Annotated in this window: 17 protein-coding genes; 15 read left to right on the top strand and 2 right to left on the bottom strand. The window is 70.6% G+C overall.

The window, feature by feature from the left end:
• Positions 1-112 precede the first annotated feature (112 nt).
• The 9 genes from BFF76_RS21800 (at position 113) to BFF76_RS21760 (ending at position 12,121) form a co-directional block, all read left to right on the top strand.
• Positions 113-2,257, top strand: a complete 2,145-nt coding sequence (locus BFF76_RS21800; protein ID WP_031091614.1) for a putative bifunctional diguanylate cyclase/phosphodiesterase — start codon at positions 113-115, stop codon at positions 2,255-2,257.
• A 165-nt stretch (positions 2,258-2,422) separates the two neighbouring features.
• Positions 2,423-2,719, top strand: coding sequence for an Asp-tRNA(Asn)/Glu-tRNA(Gln) amidotransferase subunit GatC (gatC, locus tag BFF76_RS21795; protein WP_014153935.1), 297 nt, complete (start codon positions 2,423-2,425; stop codon positions 2,717-2,719).
• A 5-nt stretch (positions 2,720-2,724) separates the two neighbouring features.
• The gene (gatA, locus tag BFF76_RS21790) at positions 2,725-4,227 is read left to right on the top strand and encodes an Asp-tRNA(Asn)/Glu-tRNA(Gln) amidotransferase subunit GatA (RefSeq protein ID WP_031091615.1); all 1,503 of its coding nucleotides are present in this window, start codon (positions 2,725-2,727) and stop codon (positions 4,225-4,227) included.
• Between the two features lie 5 nt (positions 4,228-4,232).
• Entirely contained in the window at positions 4,233-4,466 is a 234-nt protein-coding gene (locus tag BFF76_RS21785; protein ID WP_053929772.1) for a hypothetical protein, read from the top strand.
• A gap of 16 nt (positions 4,467-4,482) precedes the next feature.
• Positions 4,483-5,991: an Asp-tRNA(Asn)/Glu-tRNA(Gln) amidotransferase subunit GatB gene (gene gatB / locus BFF76_RS21780; RefSeq protein WP_031091618.1), complete on the top strand. Its 1,509-nt coding sequence runs from the start codon at positions 4,483-4,485 to the stop codon at positions 5,989-5,991.
• Between the two features lie 208 nt (positions 5,992-6,199).
• Positions 6,200-8,311: a phosphocholine-specific phospholipase C gene (locus BFF76_RS21775; RefSeq protein WP_053929771.1), complete on the top strand. Its 2,112-nt coding sequence runs from the start codon at positions 6,200-6,202 to the stop codon at positions 8,309-8,311.
• A gap of 306 nt (positions 8,312-8,617) precedes the next feature.
• Complete coding sequence (locus BFF76_RS21770) at positions 8,618-10,837, top strand: MMPL family transporter (RefSeq protein WP_065848886.1); 2,220 nt, start codon at positions 8,618-8,620, stop codon at positions 10,835-10,837.
• Positions 10,838-10,865: 28 nt separating this feature from the next.
• Positions 10,866-11,420 (top strand): GNAT family N-acetyltransferase, encoded by a 555-nt coding sequence (locus tag BFF76_RS21765; protein ID WP_031091622.1) that lies wholly within the window; start codon positions 10,866-10,868, stop codon positions 11,418-11,420.
• A 50-nt stretch (positions 11,421-11,470) separates the two neighbouring features.
• The gene (locus tag BFF76_RS21760) at positions 11,471-12,121 is read left to right on the top strand and encodes a hypothetical protein (protein WP_053929769.1); all 651 of its coding nucleotides are present in this window, start codon (positions 11,471-11,473) and stop codon (positions 12,119-12,121) included.
• Positions 12,122-12,428: 307 nt separating this feature from the next.
• On the opposite strand, the gene BFF76_RS21755 is transcribed toward BFF76_RS21760, so the two are convergent.
• Both BFF76_RS21755 and BFF76_RS21750 read right to left on the bottom strand, forming a co-directional pair.
• Positions 12,429-13,610 carry a PQQ-dependent sugar dehydrogenase gene (locus BFF76_RS21755; protein ID WP_031091626.1) on the bottom strand — a complete coding sequence of 394 codons (1,182 nt, stop codon included), beginning with the start codon at positions 13,608-13,610 and terminating at the stop codon, positions 12,429-12,431.
• Positions 13,611-13,742: 132 nt separating this feature from the next.
• On the bottom strand, positions 13,743-14,699 hold the full coding sequence (locus tag BFF76_RS21750) for an aldo/keto reductase (protein ID WP_053929768.1): 957 nt from the start codon (positions 14,697-14,699) through the stop codon (positions 13,743-13,745).
• A gap of 130 nt (positions 14,700-14,829) precedes the next feature.
• Between BFF76_RS21750 and BFF76_RS21745 the strand changes: the two genes are divergently transcribed.
• The 6 genes from BFF76_RS21745 to serA all read left to right on the top strand — a co-directional run bounded on the left by BFF76_RS21745 (position 14,830) and on the right by serA (position 24,503).
• On the top strand, positions 14,830-15,780 hold the full coding sequence (locus tag BFF76_RS21745; protein WP_031091628.1) for a 2-hydroxyacid dehydrogenase: 951 nt from the start codon (positions 14,830-14,832) through the stop codon (positions 15,778-15,780).
• Positions 15,781-16,047: 267 nt separating this feature from the next.
• Positions 16,048-18,879: a putative bifunctional diguanylate cyclase/phosphodiesterase gene (locus BFF76_RS21740; RefSeq protein WP_031091629.1), complete on the top strand. Its 2,832-nt coding sequence runs from the start codon at positions 16,048-16,050 to the stop codon at positions 18,877-18,879.
• A gap of 217 nt (positions 18,880-19,096) precedes the next feature.
• Positions 19,097-20,953: an acetolactate synthase large subunit gene (locus tag BFF76_RS21735; RefSeq protein WP_065848885.1), complete on the top strand. Its 1,857-nt coding sequence runs from the start codon at positions 19,097-19,099 to the stop codon at positions 20,951-20,953.
• 22 nt (positions 20,954-20,975) lie between these two features.
• Positions 20,976-21,503, top strand: coding sequence for an acetolactate synthase small subunit (gene ilvN, locus BFF76_RS21730; RefSeq protein WP_031091631.1), 528 nt, complete (start codon positions 20,976-20,978; stop codon positions 21,501-21,503).
• Between the two features lie 105 nt (positions 21,504-21,608).
• Positions 21,609-22,610, top strand: a complete 1,002-nt coding sequence (gene ilvC / locus BFF76_RS21725; RefSeq protein WP_031091632.1) for a ketol-acid reductoisomerase — start codon at positions 21,609-21,611, stop codon at positions 22,608-22,610.
• Positions 22,611-22,910: 300 nt separating this feature from the next.
• Positions 22,911-24,503, top strand: coding sequence for a phosphoglycerate dehydrogenase (gene serA / locus BFF76_RS21720; RefSeq protein ID WP_031091633.1), 1,593 nt, complete (start codon positions 22,911-22,913; stop codon positions 24,501-24,503).
• Positions 24,504-24,539 lie beyond the last annotated feature (36 nt).

Here is a 24,539-nt window from a genome sequence, read left to right as displayed (position 1 = left end):
ACTGTTGAACGAGCACCCGTCGTGCCCGGCCGCGTGGTGGGATTCGGGCCGTGGTGGCATGGGAGCGGGGCCACCGTGGGACATCGACACCGCCGGCTGTGAGAGGGACGGAATGAAACCGACCGAGAGCGCCGCACCGGTGTCGCGGCTGCAAGGTTTCGTGGGCCTCACGTCCAGAGTGGGCGCCGTCGTCGTGGCGGTCGCCGCCGCGCAGCTCGCGGCCGGGTTATACCGGGCGGTCCAGGACGGCCACGCGCTCTTCCCCGCCGGGACCTCCGGCTGGTCGCTCGCCCTGCTCACCGGAATCGTCGTCGGCCATCTGGTCGCCCTCGGACGTGACCGGTGGTGGGGTGGCACCGGCTCCGGTGCCGCGCTCACCCTCGCCGTCCTGCTGCTCTACGGCTGGGTCGCCGCCGGGCTGGTCAGCCTCGTCGTGGTGGTGCTCGTCGGTACGGCCAGGCGGCACCGCTGGTGGCAGGGGCTGCTGCACGGGGCGGTGGACATACTGGGCATCGGGGCGGCCGCGCTCGTCCTGGCCGCCTTCGGTGAGGTGCCGAGCGTCGAGGCACCCTGGCGGCCACTCGACTGGGGCATCGACGCCGTGCCGACCGTGCTGTTCGCCGCCGGCACGTATCTCCTCGTCACCCGCGTCCTGTTGTGGTACGCGAGGGCGTCCCAGAGCGGCGGGTTGCCGACGGTCGCCCGCACCGCTCTGCTGCGCCAGGGCCTCGTCGCGGTCGCACTGCTCGGGATCGCCCCGCTGATCTGCGTCGTGGCATCCGCCAAGCCCGTGCTGCTGCCGCTCTTCGCCGTCCCGCTGATCGCCCTGGACTCCACGCTCTGGATCGCCCGCGCACGTGCCGAGGAGCAGTTGAGGGATCCCCTCACCGGTCTGCCCAACCGGCAGTGGCTCCTGGAGAGGACGTGGACGGCGCTGGAGGAGGCCGACGGCACCGGCGCGAGATCCGCCCTCGTCCTCATCGACCTCGACCGCTTCCGGGCCGTCAACGACACCCTCGGCCATCTCGCCGGGGACCGGCTCCTGCTCCAGATAGCGGAGCGGCTGCGCCTCGCCCTGCCGCGCGGTGCGGAGGCAGCGCGCCTCGGCGGGGACGAGTTCGCGGTCCTGCTGCCGTCCGCGGGCTCTGCCACCAGCGCCCAGCGCGTCGCCCGCCACCTCGTCGCCGAGCTCTCCTCGCCCCTCGACCTGGACGGGCTCACGCTGGTGCTGGAGGCGAGCGCCGGCGTCGCCGTCCACCCCGACCACGCACTGGACGCCGAAGGGCTGCTCAGACGGGCCGACGTGGCGATGTACCAGGCCAAGCGGGACCGTACGGGCGTGGAGGTCTACGAGTCCAAGCGCGACAGCAACACCCCGGACCGGCTTGGCCTGTTGGGCGATCTGCGCCGTGCCCTGGACGCCGGCGAGGTCGAACTGCACTACCAGCCCAAGGTGCGCTTCGACGGCCAGGTGGCCGGGCTGGAGGCGCTCGTGCGCTGGGTGCATCCGGAGCGCGGCCGGGTTCCCCCGGACGAGTTCATCGCGATCGCGGAGTCCTCCGGGCTGATGCCCCACCTCACCGAGTACGTACTGGAGACCGCGCTCGCCCAGGTGGCCCGCTGGCGGGCCCAGGGGCTGTTCGTCCCCGTAGCGGTCAACGTCTCGCCGCGTGACGTCCACACCCCCGGCTTCGCGGGCAGTGTCGCCGCACGGCTCGCCCGGCACGGGGTCCCCGCCGGTGCGCTGCAGCTGGAGATAACCGAACACGTGCTGCTGGAGGACCCCCAGCGGGCCGCCGACACCCTGGCGGGGCTGACCGGGCACGGGGTGAAGATGTCCCTCGACGACTTCGGTACCGGCTACTCCTCCCTCGTCCACCTCCGGAAGCTGCCGGTCAGCGAGCTCAAGATCGACCGTTCGTTCGTGGCGCGGCTGGCCGTGGACCACGAGGACGCCGAGATCGTCCGCTGCACCATCGACCTGGCCCACTCGCTCGGGCTGATCGTCGTCGCCGAGGGCGTCGAGGACGACGAGACCTGGGAGCGGCTTCGGGACCTGCACTGCGACGCGGTGCAGGGGTGGCTCGTCGCCGCGGCGATGCCGCCCCAGGAGACGACGGCCTGGCTGCGGGCGCGGGGCGAGCACGGATGGCGACGGCCCTCGGAGCTGGAGGCCGCGGCCGCGCCGGCGGTGGCACCCGAGCCTGCGCCCAGGTCCGCGGGGCGCGCGCTGAACCCCGGTCCGGCCACCACCTGAGGTCCGGTCTACGCCCCGTCGTGGTCCGGTGCGGCGCGGTGAACGCCCGCCCGGTGGCCGTTTTGTCCTCAATCGGCGGGCGGGCTCCGTCCGCCCGCCGCAGACGCCTCCGGCGACCCCATAGGATTGGGCCAAAACCACACACCAACCCCTGAGGATCGCTGCATGCCTGGCATCACGCGCGAGGAGGTCGCCCACCTCGCCCGGCTGGCGCGTCTGGAGCTGAAGGGCGAAGAGCTCGAGCACTTCGCCGGTCAGCTCGACGACATCATCGGCGCGGTCGCCCGCGTCTCCGAGGTCGCCGACCAAGACGTACCGCCGACCTCCCACCCGCTGCCGCTGACCAACGTCATGCGCGCGGACGAGGTCCGTCCGTCGCTCACCCCCGAGCAGGCGCTCTCCGGCGCCCCGGCCCAGGAGCAGCAGCGTTTCAAGGTGCCGCAGATCCTGGGGGAGGACTAACAGCCATGACGGACATCAGCACCATCATCAAGCTCACCGCGGCCCAGATCGCCGCGAGGATCGCCTCCGGCGAGCTGACGGCCGTCGAGGTCACCGAGGCCCACCTGGCCCGGATCGACGCCGTCGACGAGAAGGTCCACGCCTTCCTGCACATCGACCGCGAGGGCGCGCTCGCGCAGGCCCGCGCCGTCGACGCCAAGCGTGAGGCGGGCGAGAAGCTCGGCCCGCTGGCCGGCGTCCCGCTCGCGCTCAAGGACATCTTCACCACGAAGGACATGCCGACCACCGTCGGCTCGAAGATCCTCGAGGGCTGGGTCCCGCCGTACGACGCGACCCTCACGAGGAAGCTGAAGGCGGCCGACGTCGTCATCCTCGGCAAGACCAACATGGACGAGTTCGCCATGGGGTCCTCCACCGAGAACAGCGCCTACGGGCCGACCGGGAACCCCTGGGACCTCACCCGTATCCCGGGCGGTTCCGGCGGCGGCTCCTCCGCCGCGCTGGCCTCCTTCGAGGCCCCGCTCGCCATCGGCACGGACACCGGCGGCTCCATCCGCCAGCCCGCGGCCGTCACCGGCACCGTCGGCGTCAAGCCGACCTACGGCGGCGTCTCCCGCTACGGCATGGTCGCCTTCTCGTCCTCCCTCGACCAGGGCGGCCCCTGCGCCCGTACGGTCCTGGACGCGGCGCTGCTGCACGAGGTCATCGGCGGCCACGACCCGCTCGACTCGACGTCCATCGACTCACCGGTCCCGCCGGTCGTCGAGGCCGCGCGCAACGGCTCCGTACAGGGCATGCGCGTCGGTGTGGTCAAGCAGTTCTCCGGCGAGGGCTACCAGGCCGGGGTCGTCCAGCGGTTCAACGAGTCGGTCGAGCTGCTGAAGTCCCTCGGCGCCACGGTCGTCGAGCTGGACTGCCCGTCCTTCGACCTCGCTCTTTCGGCGTACTACCTGATCGCGCCGTCCGAGTGCTCCTCGAACCTGGCGCGCTTCGACGCCATGCGTTACGGCCTGAGGGTCGGCGACGACGGCACACGGTCCGCCGAGGACGTCACCGCCCTCACCCGCGAGGCCGGTTTCGGCGACGAGGTGAAGCGCCGCATCATCCTCGGTACGTACGCGCTGAGCTCCGGCTACTACGACGCCTACTACGGCTCGGCACAGAAGGTCCGCACCCTCATCACCCAGGACTTCGAGAAGGCGTTCGAGCAGGTGGACGTCATCGTCTCGCCGACGACGCCCACCACCGCCTTCCCGATCGGCGAGCGCGCCGACGACCCGATGGCGATGTACCTCGCGGACCTGTGCACCATTCCGACCAACCTCGCCGGCAACTCCGCCATGTCGCTGCCCTGCGGCCTGGCCCCGGAGGACGGCCTGCCGGTCGGGCTGCAGATCATCGCCCCCGCCATGAAGGACGACCGGCTCTACAAGGTCGGAGCCGCCGTCGAGGCCGCTTTCGTGGAAAAGTGGGGGCACCCGCTGCTTGAGGAGGCTCCGTCACTGTGAGTGCAATGGCAAAGAAGGCCAAGAACTTCAAGAAGTCCAAGTCCGGCGTCTACGTGTCCCTGGGCAGCACCGCCTTCGGTGCGCTCAGCGTCGTCAAGCAGGCGAGGATGGCCCGCCAGGACAAGGACACGCTGCGGCTGATCGACGCCGCCGTATCCGCCGCCGCGATCGTGACCGGACTCGCGATCCTCTACCGCGAGCTCAAGCGTCTCGGCGACGACGACGTCCTGCTGGGCTGAGAGGGAAAGTTTCATAGTGACTGTCATCGACCTGGAGTCGTACGAGGATGCCCTCGCGACGTACGACCCCGTCATGGGCCTCGAGGTCCATGTGGAGCTGGGCACCAGGACCAAGATGTTCTGCGGCTGCTCCACCGAGCTCAAGCAGGACGCGAACTCGCAGACCTGCCCGGTCTGCCTCGGGCTGCCGGGCGCGCTTCCGGTCGTCAACGAGATCGGCGTCGAGTCCGCCATCAAGATCGGGCTCGCGCTGAACTGCGAGATCGCCGAGTGGTGCCGCTTCGCCCGGAAGAACTACTTCTATCCGGACATGCCGAAGAACTTCCAGACCTCCCAGTACGACGAGCCGATCGCCTTCGACGGCTATCTGGACGTCCAGCTGGAGGACGGTGAGATCTTCCGCGTGCAGATCGAGCGCGCCCACATGGAGGAGGACACCGGCAAGTCGACACACGTCGGCGGTGCCACCGGCCGTATCCACGGCGCCTCCCACTCGCTGCTCGACTACAACCGTGCGGGCATCCCCCTCATCGAGATCGTCACCAAGCCGATCGAGGGGGCCGGTGCACGCGCCCCCGAGGTCGCCAAGGCGTACGTCGCCGAGCTCCGCGAGCTCATCAAGGCGCTCGGCGTCTCGGAGGCCCGGATGGAAATGGGCCAGATGCGCTGCGACGTCAACCTGTCGCTGCGCCCGCACGGCCGCGAGCAGTTCGGTACGCGCTCCGAGACGAAGAACGTCAACTCGCTGCGTTCCGTCGAGCGCGCCGCCCGCTTCGAGATCCAGCGCCATGCCGCGGTGCTGAACTCCGGCGGGACGATCGTGCAGGAGACCCGGCACTTCCACGAGGAGGACGGCTCCACCACGGCCGGCCGCATCAAGGACAACGCCGAGGACTACCGCTACTTCCCCGAGCCGGACCTGGTGCCGGTCGCACCCGCCCGCGACTGGGTCGAGGAGCTCCGCAAGGGACTTCCCGAGCTGCCCCGGCTGCGCCGCAAGCGGCTGAAGGAGGAGTGGGGTGTCAACGAGCACGACATGCAGTCCATCCTCAACGCCGGCGCGGTCGACCTGATCGTCGCCACGACGGACGCGGGCGCCCCTTCGGACCAGGCCCGCAAGTGGTGGATGGGCGAGCTCGCCCGTAACGCCAACGAGACCGGCCGAAGCCTGGACGAGCTGCCGGTCACCCCGGCGCAGGTCGCCCGGGTGGCGGAGCTCGTCACCTCCGGCGATCTCAACGACAAGCTGGCGCGCCAGGTCCTCGAGGGTGTCCTCGCGGGCGAGGGCGACCCGGACACCGTCGTCGAGAAGCGCGGCCTGAAGGTCGTCTCGGACGAGGGTGCGCTCGGCACCGCCGTCGACGAGGCCATCGCGGCCAACGCGGCGATCGCCGACAAGATCCGCGGCGGCAAGGTCGCCGCGGCCGGCGCGCTCGTGGGCGCGGTCATGAAGGCCACCCGCGGCCAGGCGGACGCGGCGCGCGTGCGTGAGCTGATCCTGGAGAAGCTCGGCGTCGAGGGCTGATTGCCGGCACGCCCCGAAAGGGGGCGGTGCACCCGTAGTACAGGGTGTGCCGCCCCCTTTCCCGCTGCTGGTGCCGCTCGCGGCGTCGTCATGTACCAGGGGTGCCCCGGGTGCGGCGGGGACGTTCACCGGCAGGCCGTTCGGCGGTCTTCCCGTAGCCACCCGGCCTGAATAGCTTCCCCCGTAGATACGGAACCGGGAGGCTCAATTGACCACGGACATGTCACGGCGGCGGCTCTTCGCGCTCGGGGGCGGCGCACTCGGCGCCGCGGCGGTGGGGTCGTTCCTGCCCCCGTCGCTCCAGGCGGCGATCGCCGCACAGCCCGCTGCCGACCGGTCCGGCGGTGCGGGTCTGGAGGCCGTCGAACACGTGGTGATCCTGATGCAGGAGAATCGCTCTTTCGATCACTACTTCGGGATGCTGCGCGGTGTACGCGGCTTCGGTGACCGCAACGCGATCGAACTTCCCTCGGGCAGGCCCGTCTTCGAACAGCCGGGCCCGCTGGGCGCCCCTGTGCTGCCGTTCCCCGTCCGCGAGGCGGCGGAGGCCCAGAAGAAGGACCTGCAGTACATCGGCGCCCTCGACCACTCCTGGAACGGCGGCGCCAAGGCATGGGCCGACGGCTGGATGAACGGCTGGGTCACCGCGAAGACCGCCGCGACCATGGCCTACTACGACCGCGGTGACATCCCGCTGCACTACGAACTCGCCGACACCTTCACGGTCTGCGACGCCTACCACTCCTCGATCCACACCTCCACCAGCCCCAACCGCAACCATCTGTGGAGCGGGACGACCGGCACCGAGGCGAACGGCAGGAGGGCCGTGGGCAACGACGCGTACGACGAGGGCAGCCACCCCGGATACGACTGGGGCACCTACGCCGAGCGTCTGGAGAAGGCCGGGCGGAGCTGGAAGACGTACACCGAGTGGGAGAACTTCACCGACAACCAGATCGAGTTCTTCGCCACCTTCAAGGCCGTCGCCCGCAAAGCCCTGGCGAGGACCGGCGGCCACACCTACATGGAGTCCTTCTACGCCGCCGTGCGTGAGGCGGACACGGAGGGGGAGCGGGAGCGGCTGCTGGGGCTGCTCGACGAGGGTGTCGCGGCCCTGACGGCTGCCGATCGCAGTCTTTTCGACCGGGGGCTGCGCCGGGTCCGGACGGGCACACTCGCCGACGAGTTCGCCGAGGACGTCGCGGCGGGGACGCTGCCCGAGGTCTCCTACCTGGTCCCGTCGGCGGTGGACTCCGAGCACCCGAGCGTCTCCTCGCCGGTGCACAGCGCGACGATCGTCTACAAGGTGCTGGACGCGCTCGGACGGCACCCCGATGTGTGGCGGCGCACCGTCGTCCTCATCAACTACGACGAGAACGACGGGTTCTTCGACCACGTGCCCCCGCCGGTCGCCCCCGCAGAGGTCACCGAGGAGCACTGGGAGGGCAGGCCCACGGGGCTGGGGGTGCGGGTGCCGCTGCTCGTCGTGTCCCCGTGGTCGGTCGGCGGATACGTCTGCTCCGAGGTCTTCGACCACACCTCGGTGATCCGCCTCCTGGAGCGCTGGACGGGGGTGGAGGAGCCCAACATCAGTGACTGGCGGCGCCAGGTCACCGGCGACCTCACCTCGGCCTTCGACTTCACCCGTGCGCGGCGGCAGCCGGAGACGGAGCAACCCGCCGCGATCCCGCCGTTCGGCGGACGATGGCAGCCGAAGCCGCCGGCCGTCCAGCACATGCCGCTCCAGGAGCCTGGCACCCGCCCGGCGCGGCCCCTGCCCTACCGGTGCGACGCGCAGGCGAAGCTCGTGGACGGGGAGCTGCGGGTGGATCTCAGCAACTCCGGCACATCCTCCGCGCACTTCGCGCTCTACCCCTACGCGGAGGAGTTCCCCGCTCCGCAGCACCGTGACGTCAGGGGCGGCGGGCGGTGGACGGTGCCGCTCGCCGGCGACGGGTACCGCTTCACGGTCACCGGCCCGAACGGCTTCCGGCGGGAGTTCGAAGGAGCCTCGGACGGGTCCGCCGAACTCTCCTCCCGCATCGACGCCCGCGAGCGGGACCTGCACCTCACACTGCGCAACAACGGCAGGCGGACGCTGACGTTCACCGTGCGGCCCCTCGGATACGTCGACGAGGACGACCTGCGGGACTGGAACCGGACGGTCAAGGTGAAGCCGGGGCGCAGCCGTACGGTCGTGCACTCCGCGGCCGACGCGCACGGCTGGTACGACCTCTCGGTGACGGCCGACGAAGCGGGGTCCTTCCGGCGCCGGCTGATGGGCCACATCGAGAACGGCAGGGCGAGCGTCTCCGGCTGAAAGGTTGAAAGGCTGAACGGCTGAACGGCTGAACGGCGGGACGGCGGGACGGTTGGCTCTGCCGGTGGAAAGCAGGTGTGAAGCGGTCGGGCGGTGCTCGGCAGGCGGTCGGAGAGGGGCCGGGCGGCGGGGCGTCGGTGAGACAGCGGTCCCGCGACGAGGGCGGAAGTCAAGCCATGTGACCATGGCCACGAAAGCCGCAAAAGATCTGGAATGGCTGACAGAGTGGGCCATTCAGGTCATGCGACTTCGTGGGATGTTCCGGTTATATCCCCCTACGGTCCACGAACCCCAGGAGCACGTCCGTTGGCCGCCATCGCACGCTGGTGCCTCAGGCACCGCCTCGTCGCCGTCCTCATCTGGTTGTTCGCCCTCGGGGGAGTGGCCACCGCAGCGGGGTTCGCGGGTTCCGCCTACTCCGCCGACTACGAGGTGCCGGGCACCGAATCCGGCCGCGCCGGCGAGCTCCTGCAGACGGGGTTCGACGAGATCGGCGGTGACACCGGCACCGTCGTCTGGCACACCGCGGACTCCACCGTCCGCGACGCCGACGTCGAGCGGACGATGACCGGGACGCTGCACGCGATCCGCGCACTGCCCGGAGTCGGCGGCGTCACCGGGCCCTACGGGGCGGCAGCCGAAGGACAGATCAGCGCGGACGGACGCACCGCCTACGCGACGGTCACCTTCGACCACCGGGCCGGCGAGATCCCGCCGGAACAGGCCCAGGCCGTCGTCGACACCGCACAGGAAGCCGCGGGAGAAGGGCTCCAGGTCGAGCTCGGCGGCACCGCCGTCGCCGCGACCGAGGCGCCCGCGCTCCATCTGAGCGAGGCCATCGGGGTGGCCGTCGCCGCGGTCGTCCTCTTCCTCGCGTTCGGCTCGCTGGCCGCGAGCCTGCTGCCCATCGCCACCGCCCTCGTCTCCGTCGGCACCGCGTACGCGGGCATCGTGCTGCTCGGCCACATCATGACCGTCGCCGACTTCGCACCGATGCTGGGCATGCTGATCGGGCTCGGCGTCGGCATCGACTACGCCCTCTTCATCGTCACCCGGCACCGGCGGGGACTGCGGCGCGGTCTGTCCGTGGACGAAGCGGCGCGGAACGCCGTCGCCACGACAGGGCGTGCCGTCGTCTTCGCCGGAGCGACCGTCTGCGTCGCCCTGCTGGGCATGCTGGTCCTGCGGCTCGGCTTCCTCAACGGCGTCGCGATCGCCGCCTCGCTCACCGTGGTGCTGACCGTCGCCGCGTCCGTGACCCTGCTGCCCGCGCTGCTCTCCTTCATCGGGACGCGGGCTCTGAGCCGGCGGGAACGCGGGCGGCTCGCCGAGCACGGGCCGCAGAGCGAACAGGCCACCGGCTTCGCCGTCCGCTGGTCGGCCTTCGTCGAGCGGCGTCCCCGGCTGCTGGGAGCCGTAGCCGCCGTTCTCATGGCAGTGCTCGCGGTGCCCACGCTCTCCCTGCATCTGGGCACCTCCGACCAGGGCAACAACCCCGCCACGGCCACCACCCGTCAGGCGTACGACCTGCTGGCCGAGGGGTTCGGCGCCGGCGTCAACGGGCCGCTGACGATAGCCGCCCACCTCGACGGAGCCGACGACCGGCTCGCCCTGGACGGCCTGCCCTCCGTGCTGCGGGCCACCGACGGTGTCACCTCGGTGAGTCCGCTGACGTACAACGGCAGCGGTGACACCGCGTTCCTCACCGTCGTCCCCGAGTCCGCGCCCCAGTCGCAGCGGACCAGCGAACTCGTCGACCGGCTGCGTCACGACGTCCTTCCACCGGTGGGGGAGAACACCTCGCTCCGGATGCACGTGGGCGGAGTGACGGCGAGTTACGACGACTTCGCGGGGATCATCATCGGCAAGCTGCCACTCTTCGTCGGGGTGGTCGTCGGGCTCGGCTGCCTGCTCCTGCTGCTGGCGTTCCGCTCCCTGGCCGTCCCCCTCAAGGCCGCCGTGATGAACGTGGCCGCCGTGGCCGCGTCCCTCGGCGTCGTCGTCGCCGTCTTCCAGTGGGGGTGGGGGAGCGAACTGCTGGGGCTCGGCAGCGCCGGTCCCATCGAACCGTTCCTCCCGGTGATCATGGTCTCGGTGCTCTTCGGGCTGTCGATGGACTACCAGGTCTTCCTCGTCGGCCGGATGTACGAGGAGTGGCTGGAGACCGGGGACAACCACCGATCGGTGAGCGTCGGCCTCGCGGAGACCGGCCGGGTGATCAACTCTGCCGCGGTGATCATGATCTCCGTCTTCCTCGCCTTCGTCCTCAGCGGCGACCGTGTCATCGCGATGTTCGGCATCGCACTGGCCGCAGCCGTCGCACTCGACGCCTTCGTCCTGCGCACCCTGCTGGTGCCCGCGCTGATGCACATGCTCGGGGGTGCGAACTGGTGGCTCCCCGCCTGGCTGGACCGGCTGATTCCGCGCATCAGCGTCGACCCGCCCGACCGCACCGCCCCGCATGCGAAAATCCCGGGGGAGCGCACCGGCGACGCCGACCGGCCCGTCGTGCAGCACCTCCACTGAGCTGTTACGAGGACCGAGGAGAGCCACTGTGTTCACGGTGTCACTGGGCGACGACGGGGCGGAGCTCCGCCCGCTGGAGCCCTGGCAGGCGGAGGAGTTCCTGGCCCACATGGACCGGGCGCGCGCCCTGGTCGACCCCTGGATCCCGTTCGCCGCGGCCGCCACGGACCTCACCTCCGCACGGGCCCTTCTCCAGCGGTACGCCGACAAGCAGGCGGCGGACACCGGCCGGCTCTACGGCATCTGGCTGGACGGCACGCTGGTCGGCGGCGTCCTGTTCCGGATATTCGAGGCCGGTACCGGCAACTGCGAGATCGGCTGCTGGCTGGAGGCCGCCGCGGAGGGCCGGGGCCTGGTGACCCGCGCCTCCCGGAAACTGATCGACTGGGCCATCGGCGTACGGGGGATGCACCGGGTGGAGTGGATCGCTTCCTCCGCCAACACCCGCAGCGTCGCCGTGGCCGCGCGCCTCGGCATGACGCGCGAAGGTGTACTGCGCGAGGCCTATCCGTACCGCGGCAAGCGTCACGACCATGAGATCTGGGCGGTCCTGGCCTCTGAATGGCGTACGGCACAGGGCTGAGGCTCTCAGTGTTAAGGAGGCTCTCATACGGGACCCCTAGCGTGCGGCGCATGAACACCTCCCCCTCCACTCCGACCACCGACGACACCGAGGAAAGGAAGGCGGCCGACACGACCGCCGCTACACCGGACGTGACGAAGAAGGCCGGCCCCGGGGACGACGCCGTCCCGGACGGTGTCGCACCGGGCGTGACCGCGTCGGACGTGACCGCCATGGACGTGGCCGCGACCGACGCCGCCGCGGAGGACGGCCTGGAGGTCGAGCCGGACCCCTACGCCGAAGCCGATGCCACCGCCGCCGCAGGAGTCGGGACCGGAGCCGCAGCCGTCGTGGCCGCCGGGCTCGGTATCGTCTCGCTCTCGGGCGCGTGGACCGGACGCGTCGCCGCCGAGCGCGAGACCCTCATGGGACAGATCAAGACCTCCGGCGGTGGCAGCGCAGCCCAGCAGATCTCCGAGATCTACGGTGACGCCTGGCACACCACGGCCCTCGTCAACGGGCTCTTCGCGCTGCTCGCGCTGATCGTCGGCGTCTTCGTCCTGGTCCGCCCCGCATTCGGCGCACCCTCCGTCCTTCCACAGGCGGGCTGGGTCCGCTCCGTCGCCGTGGCGGGCACGGCACTTGGCGTGCTCGGCCTGCTGATCTCCGTCGGCATGTACCTCGACCTCTTCGTCGCGCTGCCGTCCGCCGCCGGAGGCTGAGGCTCCGCAGGCCGTCGGCCGAGTCATCCGTCACCAGGATCCGGGCGCCCCGTCCGCAGCGATACGGCACCCGCCCGGTGCGGCACTGGCCCGGCGCGGCGGCATCCCTTGGGGCGGGAACGGGAGCGCGGCTTCCTGTCGTGCCCCTACTCCCGTCCGCAGCAGGGTGTGGACCGGGTGCGCCGGCACCCTGGCCGGGCCGCCGCCTCCGGCCGGAGGCGGCGGCCCGCACCGGCGCACCCGCTTCCGGCCGTGTCCGGCGGAGCGGGGACCCGGGAGACCCGGAGTCCGGGGGCTCGGCCCCCGGTTACCGCACCTTCAGGAGAAGGATCCGGTCGTCCCCCGACTTCACGTCGCCGCGCCCGTCCGTGTTGCTCGTGACCAGCCACAGCTTGTCGCCGCCCGCGGCGAGCACCGTGCGCAGACGGCCGTACTTCCCTTCCAGGAACGCCTGGGGGGCGGCCAGCGGCTCCCCGTCCGCCTTGCCCGAGAGCGGGATCCGCCAGAGCCGCTCGCCCCGCAGCCCCGCCATCCAGATCGACCCCTCCGCATACGCGATGCCGCTCGGCGAAGCCTCCGAGGTCTTCCACTGGGCGACCGGGTCGACGAACCCCGGCTCGCCCTCCTTGCCCTCGACATCGGGCCAGCCGTAATTCTTGCCCGGCTCGATCAGATTCAGCTCGTCCCAGGTGTTCTGGCCGAATTCGGCAGCCCAGAGCCGCTTACCACCGTCCCAGGCGAGACCCTGGACGTTGCGGTGCCCGTACGAATAGATCAGGGAGTCGGCCTCGGGATTGCCGTGCACCGGCTCGCCGTCGGGCGTCATCCGCAGGATCTTGCCCGAAGGGGACGACTTGTCCTGGGCGAGACCTGTGTCACCCGTCTCGCCCGTGCCTGCGTACAGCATGCGGTCCGGCCCGAACGCGATCCGCCCGCCGTTGTGGATGGAGCCCTTCGGGATGCCCCGGAGAATGGTGTCCGGGGCGCCCAGCTGCCGGCCCGCGGGCTTCTTCTCGTCGTACAGCATGCGGGCGATGCGGTTGTCCGACTCGGTGGTGAAGTAGGCGTAGACCAGATGGTCCGCGCCGAAGGTCGGGGCGACGGCGAGGCCCAGCAGGCCGCCCTCGCCCGCCGGCGCCACCCCCGGCACCGAGCCGAGCAGCGTCTTCTTGCCGCTCTCACTGTCGATGCGGGTGATCGTCGCTTCGTCGCGCGAGGCGACCAGCAGGTCGCCCCCCGGAAGTGCGGCGAGGCCCCAGGGAGACGCGAGGCCGTCCGTGAGCGTCTTCACCACTTCGGCCGAGCCCTTGGCCGGCGGTGGCTCCGCCGACGGGCTCCCTGAGGCCGGGGGAGCGGGCGTGGCGCTTGCCGGGGGCGAGGCGGCACCCTCACCGGCTGCCGGGCCGTCATCGGACGAGCAGGCGGACAGCAGGAGGGCGGCCGAGGCGAGCAGGGCCACTACCCCCTTGCGCAGCACGGGAGTTTGCACAGCACCGATCCTTTCGACGGTCGCACGACTACTGTTCTTACACCGCCACTCCGCCCCGGGTTCCCGATCTTCGCCGAATTCTCCCGCGACGGAGCCAGTGCCAGGCCATGGAGCAGGCTCCACCGGGCGGAGTCAGTCCCATGATCCGAGGGCCCGCGGCAGCCCGGCTATCTCCGCCAGATCCCGGTCCGTCAGGGCCAGCTCCGCCGCTCCCGCGTTCTCCACGGCCCATCGCTCCCGCTTCGCCCCGGGCACCGGCACCACATGGCGGCCCTGCCGCAGGACCCACGCCAGAGCCACCTGCGCCGGAGTGGCGCCGTGCCGCTCCGCGATCCTGCGCAGCCCCACCACCACCGGCTGGTTGGCCGCCATCATCTCCGCGGTGAAGCGGGGATGCCTGGCCCGCGGGTCATCGGGCTCGAAGCCCTGACCGGGTTTGAGGGTGCCCGTGAGATAGCCGTTGCCCAGCGGCATCGCGGCCAGCACACCCACACCGCGCGCCGCGCACCACGGAAGCAGGTCTTCCAGAGCCTCGGGCGACCACACCGAGAGCTCCGCCTGGACCGCGCTGACGGGAAACACCTGCTGCACCCGCTCCAACTGCCTGAGGGTGCCGTCGTGCATCCGCGCCCCCGGCCCACGGCCTGCCCGGGCACCCACGGCGCACAGCCCGAGGGCCCGCACCTTGCCGGCGGTCACCAGGTCCGCCATGGCGCCCCACGTCTCCTCCACCGGCACCTCGGGGTCCGCCCGGTGCAACTGGTAGAGGTCGATCACATCGGTCTGGAGCCGTCGCAGCGAGGCGTCACAGGCCCTGCGCACATAGCCGGGGCGTCCGTTGGCCACGATGTGCTGATCCCCCACCAGCAGACCGCACTTGGTGGAGAGGAAGGCTTCGGACCGGCGGCCCCTGAGCGCCCTTCCGACGAGCAGTTCGTTGGTGAACGGCCCGTACATGTCGGCGGTGTCGAGCAGTTGGACGCCCGCGTCCAGCGCGGCGTGCACGGTCCGCACCGAGCGGTCGCCTCGCTGCTCCGACGCGCTGTAGGCCCAGCTCATCGGCATACAGCCCAGCCCGACCGCGCCCACGGCGAGCGCCGCCGCACCGATAGTCCTGCGCTCCAACTCCCCGAACCCTCCCTCGGTCCCATGATCACGGGGCCTCCAGCACCCCAAAGTAACCTCTGCGGTTCCGCGCCTTTCGCATAGCCTCCTGACCATGACTTCTTCATCCGCCACCGACGTATGGCTGCCGTTCGCCGCCGATGAGGTCGAGGGCCTCCCCGAGGGTCTCGACTACCGTTTCTGGGACGGTGGCCCGGACTACCCGGCGGATCCCGCCGACTGCGTGTTCTACGTCGTCCCCTACATGAAGGGCCCGGAGGTCGCGGTCCGTCCGCTGAAGGGGATGAGCGCGGTGCAGGTCGTCCAGACCCTCTCCGCGGGCATAGACCACGTGGAGCCGGGGCTCGGTCTGCTGCCCGCAGGAGTGCGGCTGTGCAATGCCAAGGGCGTGCACGAGGCCTCGACGGCCGAGCTCGCACTCGCGCTGATCCTGGCCTCGCTCCGCGGGTTCCCCGGCTTCGTGCACGGCCAGGACGAGGAGGAGTGGCGGTCCGGCTTCTATCCGGCACTCGCCGACAAGTCCGTCCTCGTGGTGGGTTACGGATCGATCGGTGCGGCCATCGAGGACCGGCTCGAACCCTTCGAGTGCGCGCGGGTGGTACGCGTCGCACGCTCCGCACGGGCCACCGCACGCGGTCCCGTACACGCGATCGAGGAACTTCCCACGCTGCTCCCCGAGGCCGACGTCGTCATTCTGTCCACTCCGCTGAACCCCTCCACACAAGGGCTGGTGGGCCCGGGCTTCCTCTCCGCGATGCGGGACGGCGCCCTGCTCGTGAACGTCGCGCGGGGCGCCGTCGTCGACACCGCGGCCCTGCTGTCCGAACTGGAGTCGGGGCGGCTGCGTGCCGCGCTCGACGTGACCGACCCGGAACCGCTGCCCGCGGGTCACCCTCTCTGGCATGCTCCCAACACGCTGATCACTCCTCATGTGGGCGGCAGCACCTCCGCGTTCCTGCCCCGGGCCAAGCGGCTGCTGGCCGGACAGCTCACCCGTTTCGCCGCGGGAGAGGCGGTCGGCAACCTCGTCCTGACGACCGGCTGACGCGCTCCGAAGCGCTCCGGGCGCATCACGTTCCTCCAACACCCCAGGTCGTCACGGAGAGTAGAGGAGCTATATCCCTGAGTGACGACTCTGGTGTATCGTCCAGAAGAGGGCTGCGTCGTGGAAGGGACGGCGTCGGGGGAGGAAGCGCAACGCGAGGGGGCGATGGGCGATGTTCGGCCAATGGATAGACGAACCGGCGCGGCGGGGCGGGCGGAAGAGGTCGACTGCGGCGAGGGCGGCGGGGCGTGTTCGCGGAGATCTCCGGTGAGCGCGCTCGGTAGCCTTCTCGCCCGGCAGCCGGCTTCGGGACGGGTGACGGGGCTGCACGCCCAGCTCGTCCTCGCCGCCGTGTGCGCCGGGTACGCGGTGGGCGCCGCCTTCGGCTGGGGGTCACCCGAAGTAGCCATGTTCATGGGTGACTTCGGGCTCAGTGCCGCCGCCCTGATCGCCGCCGTGTCGTGTTTCCTCTACGCCCGCGTCGGCGGCGGCCGGTTCCGGTCCGCCTGGCTCCTCTTCTCGCTGTCCTCGGTCATGGCCGCCGGAGGCAACGCCGTATGGGGCTGGTACGAGGTGGTGCTGGGCCGTCCGGTGCCCACCCCCTCCCTCGCGGACCTCTTCTTCCTCTGTTTCGCTCCACCGGCCATCGTGGGGCTGCTCGTCCTGGCCAAGCGGCCCGTCACGCGGGCGGGCTGGGTCTGCCTGGTGCTGGACGCGTGGCTGATCGGCGGATCCCTGCTGACGCTGTCCTGGAGCCTCGCGCTCGCCCACACCGCGCACGTCGTGAACGCGGCGGGGGAGAGCGTGGCGAGGGCGGCGCTCTCGCTGGCCTACCCGCTGCTCGACATCGTGCTGGTCTCCATGGTGCTCGCGCTGCACTTCCGGCGGGTCAGCATGAACCGCTCCGCAGTGAACACCGCCATCGCCGGCCTCGCCCTGACCGTCCTGTGCGACGCCCTGTTCACCGCCCCGCTGCTGCGCTCGACGTACCACTCGGGCCAGCTGCTGGACGCGGGCTGGTTCGCCGGTTCCCTGCTCCTCGCCTACGCCCCCTGGGGGGCCGGCCGCGGTCAGGACAACGCTGTCGAGGCGCCCGGCGCGGGGCCGCGCGCCGTCAGCCGTCCGATCGCCGGATCGCTCGCCGCACTCACGCCCTACCTGGCCGCGGCGGTCTGCACCCTCGGCATCCTGTACAACGTGGTGGAGGGCCGCAGGGTCGACCGGGTCGTGGTCCTCACCGGCTGCACGGTGGTGCTCGCACTGGTCCTGCGGCAGGCCATCATGCTCCTCGACAACATCGCGCTCACCCAGGAACTCGCCCAGAAGGAGAACCACTTCCGCTCCCTGGTGCAGGGTTCCAGCGACGTCATCATGATCGCCGAGCCCAGCGGAGTGCTCCGCTACGTGAGCCCCGCGGCGGCCGGGGTCTACCGGCGTGAGGCCGAGGACCTGGTCGGTGCGGAGCTGTCGTCGATCATCCATCCCGATGACCTGGGGGGAGTTGTCCACGAGCTGCGGCGCTTCCTCGCCGCCCCGCCCGGGGAGGAGTCCACCACCCGGATCGAGTGCCGCTTCAGGTCGGGCACGGGTGACTGGCTCCACGTCGAGTCATCCGTCAACCGGCACGCGGGCGGCCTGCTGCTCAACAGCCGCGATGTGACCGAGAGGGTCAGGCTGCAGGCGCAGCTCCAGCACAACGCCGAACACGACTCGCTCACCGATCTGCCCAACCGTGCCCTGTTCACCACCCGGGTCGGTCAGACGCTGGGGGGCCGCCGGGCCGGGGACCCGGGTACCGCCGTGCTCTTCATCGACCTCGACGGCTTCAAGGCGGTCAACGACTCCATCGGCCATCAGGCGGGCGACGAGCTCCTGGTCCAGGCCGGGCGCCGCCTGCTGGAGTCCGTACGCACGTCGGACACCGCGGCACGCCTCGGGGGCGACGAGTTCGCCGCGCTCATCGTCGGCGACGGCACCCGGGACCAGGCCGCCCGGGAGTACCAGGTCCACGAGATCGCCGACCGGCTGCGCCTCAGGCTCTCCCAGCCGTACCGGATCGGCGCCGGCGAGGTCCGGGTCGCCGCCTCCATCGGGGTCGCCTTCGCCGAGCCCTCCATCACGCCGAAGGACCTCATGCGCAACGCCGACCTCGCCATGTACCGCGCGAAGGCGAACGGCAAGGGCCGGGTCGAGCTGTACGCCCCCCAGATGCAGGCGGACGTCGTGCGCCGCTCCGAGCTGGCCGCGCGGCTCCGCACGGCCCTGCGCGAGGGCGAGTTCGCCCTGCTCCACCAGCCCGTCGTCCATCTGGCCAGCGGCACGGTCGCGGCCGTCGCCGCCCAGGCCCGCTGGCGCTCCTCCCAGGGCATCCTCTTCACCCCGGCCGAGTTCCTCCGCGTCTCCGAGGACAACGAGCGCGCCGCCGAGCTGGGCACCTGGCTGCTGGAGGAGGCCGTCGAGCAGGCCGCCGACCGCTCCAGGGCCGGGCACCCGGTCGCCGTATCCGTGCGCGTGTCCGCCGCCCGGCTCCTGGACCGGGCCCTGCCGCCGGGTTCCGTGGAGGCGCTCCTGACCCGGCACGGGCTGCCCTCGGGCGCCCTCATGATCGAAGTGGCGGACAGTGACCCACGGGTCTCCTTCGACGAGCTGGAGCAGCGGCTGGTCGCACTGCGCAGACTGGGCGTCCGGATCGCGCTCGACGGCTTCGGCAGCGGCTACGCCGCGGTCAACGCCCTGCGCCGGCTTCCCATCGACGTACTGAAACTGGACCGGTGCCTCGTGGAGGGCGTCGTCGAATCGGCGAGGCTGCACAAGATCACCAGTGGGCTGCTGCGGATCGCCGGGGATCTCGGCATGCAGTCGGTGGCCGAGGGGGTGGACGTGCCCGAGCAGGTGCGCGCGCTGCGCGCGATGGGATGTACGCACGGCCAGGGAATGGCCTTCTCCGGGCCGCTGGACGAGTACCGGCTGCGGCGCACCCTCATCCGCGGGAAGTACCCCGTCCCGGCCGTCGGCCCGGCCCCTCGGCCGGTGCTCGCGGGCGGCGTGATCCCGCTCCAGAACCGCTCACATGATGAGACGACCGTCCCACCTACTTGACACCGTGCGCGTGCCGGAGAGAGGGTCAATGCCATGCGCACCCGAATTCTCGTACTTGGAAAGCGCGTCGGCTGAAGCAGGGTCACTCATGGACACCCCGCAGACCGCACCGGCGCGCTCCCCTCGCTTGCCTCACGGCACGAGGGGTTTTTTGTTGCACCGGGACCGTTCAAAACCCCGCAAAAACACCGCATAAACCCTCAGCTTCGAGAAGAGAATGCCGATGACCGAGCAGGCCACCGGGGCCCAGCACCCGCAGCCGCGGGCCCGTAACGGCGGACCGTCCTCCGCCTCCGTTGAGCACCTCACGGGCGCGCAGTCCCTCATCCGTTCTCTCGAGGAAGTCGGCGCCGACACCGTATTCGGCCTCCCCGGCGGCTGCATCCTTCCCGCGTACGACCCCCTGATGGACTCCACCCGGGTCCGTCACATCCTGGTCCGCCACGAGCAGGGTGCCGGTCACGCGGCCACCGGCTACGCACAGGCGACCGGCAAGGTCGGCGTGTGCATGGTCACCTCGGGTCCCGGTGCCACCAACCTGGTGACGCCCATCGCCGACGCGGCGATGGACTCCGTGCCGCTGGTCGCGATCACCGGCCAGGTCGCCTCCGGCGCCATCGGTACGGACGCCTTCCAGGAAGCCGACATCTGCGGCATCACGATGCCCATCACGAAGCACAACTTCCTGGTCACCCGCGCAGAGGACATCGCGCACACGGTCGCCGAGGCCTTCCACATCGCCTCCACCGGCCGCCCGGGACCGGTCCTCGTCGACATCGCCAAGGACGCCTTGCAGGCCAGGACGGCCTTCAGCTGGCCGCCGACGATGGACCTGCCCGGCTACCGCCCGGTCACCAAGCCGCACGCCAAGCAGATCCGCGAGGCCGCCAAGCTCATCACGCAGGCCAAGCGCCCCGTGCTCTACGTCGGCGGCGGCGTCATGAAGGCCGGCGCCACCGCCGAGCTGAAGGTCCTGGCCGAGCTCACCGGAGCGCCCGTCACCACCACCCTGATGGCGCTCGGCTCCTTCCCCGACAGCCACCCGCTGCACGTGGGGATGCCCGGCATGCACGGTTCGGTCACCGCCGTCACCGCGCTGCAGAAGGCCGACCTGATCGTCGCGCTCGGGGCAAGGTTCGACGACCGCGTCACCGGCAAGCTGGACAGCTTCGCGCCGTACGCCAAGATCGTCCACGCGGACATCGACCCGGCCGAGATCGGCAAGAACCGCGCCGCCGACGTCCCGATCGTCGGAGACGCCCGCGAGGTCATCGCCGACCTCGTCCAGGCGGTCCAGGCGGAGCACACCGACGGCAACACCGGCGACTACAGCGCCTGGTGGAAGGACCTCAACCGCTGGCGCGACACCTACCCGGTCGGCTACGACCTGCCGGAGGACGGCAGCCTCTCCCCGCAGCAGGTCATCCAGCGCATCGGCCAGCTCGCCCCCGAGGGCACGATCTTCGCGGCGGGCGTCGGCCAGCACCAGATGTGGGCCTCGCACTTCATCAACTACGAGCAGCCCTCCACCTGGCTCAACTCCGGCGGCGCCGGGACCATGGGGTACGCCGTCCCGGCCGCGATGGGTGCCAAGGCGGGCATGCCCGACCGCGCCGTCTGGGCGATCGACGGCGACGGCTGCTTCCAGATGACCAACCAGGAACTCACCACCTGCGCGCTCAACAACATCCCGATCAAGGTCGCGATCATCAACAACGGCGCGCTCGGGATGGTCCGCCAGTGGCAGACCCTGTTCTACAACCAGCGCTACTCCAACACCGTGCTGCACTCCGGCCCGGACGCGGACGGCAATGCCGCCAAGGGCACGCGCGTGCCGGACTTCGTCAAGCTGTCCGAGGCCATGGGCTGTTACGCGATCCGCTGCGAGGACCCGGCCGACCTGGACAAGGTCATCGCCGAGGCCAACGCGATCAACGACCGCCCGGTCGTCATCGACTTCATCGTCCACGAGGACGCCATGGTGTGGCCGATGGTCGCAGCCGGCACCTCCAACGACGAGGTCATGGCAGCGCGCGGCGTCCGCCCCGACTTCGGCGACAACGAAGACGACTGAGAGACAGAGAGAGACCGACTCCATGTCCAGTAAGCACACACTCTCCGTCCTGGTCGAGAACAAGCCGGGTGTCCTCGCCCGGATCACGGCCCTGTTCTCCCGGCGCGGCTTCAACATCGACTCGCTCGCGGTCGGTACCACCGAACATCCCGACATCTCACGCATCACCATTGTCGTGAACGTCGAGGGCCTGCCCCTGGAGCAGGTGACGAAGCAGCTCAACAAGCTGGTCAACGTCCTGAAGATCGTCGAACTCGAGCCCGCCGCAGCGATCCAGCGGGAGCTCGTCCTGGTGAAGGTCCGTGCCGACAACGAGACCCGCTCCCAGATCGTCGAGATCGTCCAGCTGTTCCGTGCCAAGACCGTCGACGTCTCCCCGGAGGCCGTCACGATCGAGGCGACCGGGGGAGCCGACAAGCTGGAGGCCATGCTCAAGATGCTGGAGCAGTTCGGCATCAAGGAGCTCGTCCAGTCCGGCACCATCGCCATAGGGCGCGGCGCGCGCTCGATCACCGACCGTTCCCTGCGCGCTCTCGACCGTACGGCGTAGCCCCATCCGGCCATCTCGCCGCTCGTATGGCGAGACCCGGCAACGTACCCCACGCACCCCGCCGTACGGTGGGACGCAACACCTGCACACCAAGGAGAAGACCCAGTGGCCGAGCTGTTCTACGACGACGATGCCGACCTGTCCATCATCCAGGGCCGTAAGGTCGCGGTCCTCGGTTACGGCAGCCAGGGGCACGCCCACGCGCTGTCGCTGCGTGACTCGGGTGTCGACGTCCGTGTCGGTCTGCACGAGGGTTCGAAGTCCAAGGCCAAGGCCGAGGAGCAGGGCCTGCGCGTGGTGACCCCGTCCGAGGCCGCCGCCGAGGCCGACGTCATCATGATCCTCGTCCCGGACCCGATCCAGGCCCAGGTCTACGAGGAGTCCGTCAAGGACAACCTCAAGGACGGCGACGCGCTGTTCTTCGGCCACGGCCTGAACATCCGCTTCGACTTCATCAAGCCGCCGGCCAACGTCGACGTCTGCATGGTCGCCCCGAAGGGCCCGGGCCACCTGGTCCGCCGCCAGTACGAGGAGGGCCGCGGCGTCCCGTGCATCGTGGCGGTCGAGCAGGACGCCTCGGGCAAGGGCCTGGAGCTCGCCCTCAGCTACGCGAAGGGCATCGGCGGCACCCGCGCCGGAGTCATCAAGACGACCTTCACCGAGGAGACCGAGACCGACCTGTTCGGTGAGCAGGCCGTCCTCTGCGGTGGCACGGCCGCCCTGGTGAAGGCCGGTTTCGAGACGCTGACCGAGGCCGGCTACCAGCCGGAGATCGCGTACTTCGAGTGCCTCCACGAGCTGAAGCTCATCGTGGACCTCATGTACGAGGGCGGCCTGGAGAAGATGCGCTGGTCCATCTCGGAGACCGCCGAGTGGGGCGACTACGTCACCGGCCCGCGCATCATCACCGACGCCACCAAGGCCGAGATGAAGAAGGTCCTCGCCGAGATCCAGGACGGCACCTTCGCCAAGGCGTGGATGGCCGAGTACCACAACGGTCTGCCCAAGTACAACGAGTACAAGAAGGCCGACAGCGAGTCCCTGCTGGAGACCACCGGCAAGGAGCTCCGCAAGCTCATGAGCTGGGTCGACAACGAGGACGCCTGAGTTCTCGCCGGGGGGCAGGTCCGCAAGGGCCCGCCCCCCGGCGCGAGGCCGGCCTCACACCCCGTGTCACTGCGGGGAGAGACGGGTGGCAGGAAGGCGGCACCGTACGCATGTACAGACCGCTCACCCCGTGCGGGTGATCCTTTCACCGGAGCGCAGACCGCGCCCGGCCGCATGACTACACTTCTCAACACATACACGCGTCAGGGCCCACAGTGTCGTGCGTCTTCCACGCGGCTAGCCCCTCCACCGCCTGCGGCCGTCGGGACGGCCGTCCGCACTGGACTTGTGAGGACACACGTGAGCTCGAAACCTGTCGTACTCATCGCCGAAGAGCTGTCGCCCGCCACGGTTGACGCCCTGGGTCCGGATTTCGAGATCCGGCACTGCAACGGCGCGGACCGCGCCGAACTCCTCCCCGCGATCGCGGACGTCGACGCGATCCTGGTGCGTTCCGCCACCAAGGTCGACGCCGAGGCCATCGCCGTGGCCAAGAAGCTCAAGGTCGTCGCCCGCGCGGGCGTCGGTCTGGACAACGTCGACGTCTCCTCGGCCACCAAGGCCGGTGTGATGGTCGTCAACGCGCCGACGTCCAACATCGTCACCGCCGCCGAGCTGGCCTGCGGCCTGCTCGTCGCCACCGCGCGCAACATCCCGCAGGCCAACACCGCCCTGAAGAACGGCGAGTGGAAGCGCTCCAAGTACACGGGTGTCGAGCTCAGCGAGAAGACCCTCGGAGTCGTCGGCCTCGGCCGCATCGGCGTGCTGGTCGCGCAGCGCATGTCGGCCTTCGGCATGAAGATCGTCGCGTACGACCCCTACGTGCAGCCGGCGCGCGCCGCGCAGATGGGCGTCAAGCTCCTCACGCTGGACGAGCTGCTCGAGGTCTCCGACTTCATCACGGTGCACCTGCCCAAGACCCCCGAGACGCTCGGCCTGATCGGCGACGAGGCGCTGCACAAGGTGAAGCCCTCGGTGCGCATCGTCAACGCCGCGCGCGGCGGCATCGTCGACGAGGAGGCGCTTGCCTCCGCCCTCAAGGAGGGCCGGGTCGCCGGCGCGGGACTGGACGTGTACACCAAGGAGCCCTGCACGGACTCCCCGCTGTTCCAGTTCGACCAGGTCGTCTGCACCCCGCACCTCGGTGCCTCCACCGACGAGGCGCAGGAGAAGGCGGGCATCGCGGTCGCCAAGTCCGTCCGCCTGGCCCTCGCCGGTGAGCTCGTGCCCGACGCCGTCAACGTCCAGGGCGGCGTCATCGCCGAGGACGTGCGCCCCGGACTGCCGCTCGCCGAGAAGCTCGGCCGGATCTTCACCGCGCTCGCGGGCGAGGTCGCAGCCCGTCTCGACGTCGAGGTCTACGGCGAGATCACGCAGCACGACGTGAAGGTGCTCGAACTCTCCGCGCTCAAGGGCGTCTTCGAGGACGTCGTCGACGAGACCGTGTCGTACGTCAACGCCCCGCTCTTCGCCCAGGAGCGCGGTGTCGAGGTCCGCCTCACCACCAGCTCCGAGTCGCCGGACCACCGCAACGTCGTCACCGTCCGCGGCACGCTGTCGAGTGGTGAGGAGGTCGCGGTCTCCGGCACGCTGGCCGGCCCCAAGCACCTCCAGAAGATCGTCGCGATCGGCGAGCACGACGTCGATCTGGCGCTCGCCGACCACATGGTCGTCCTGCGGTACGAGGACCGTCCGGGCGTCGTCGGCGCCGTCGGCAAGATCCTCGGCGAGGCCGGTCTGAACATCGCGGGCATGCAGGTCTCGCGGAAGGACGCGGGCGGCGAGGCGCTGGTCGTCCTCACCGTCGACGACACCATCCCGCAGTCGGTCCTCACCGAGATCGCCGACGAGATCGGTGCCGCCTCGGCCCGTTCGGTGAACCTCACCGACTGATCCCGCCCCCTCACGACGACCGCGCCCGGCGGACAG

Source organism: Streptomyces mutomycini, assembly GCF_001700505.1.
In the GTDB taxonomy this organism is placed as follows: domain Bacteria; phylum Actinomycetota; class Actinomycetes; order Streptomycetales; family Streptomycetaceae; genus Streptomyces; species Streptomyces mutomycini.
This window is presented reverse-complemented; position numbering and strand designations above follow the sequence as displayed.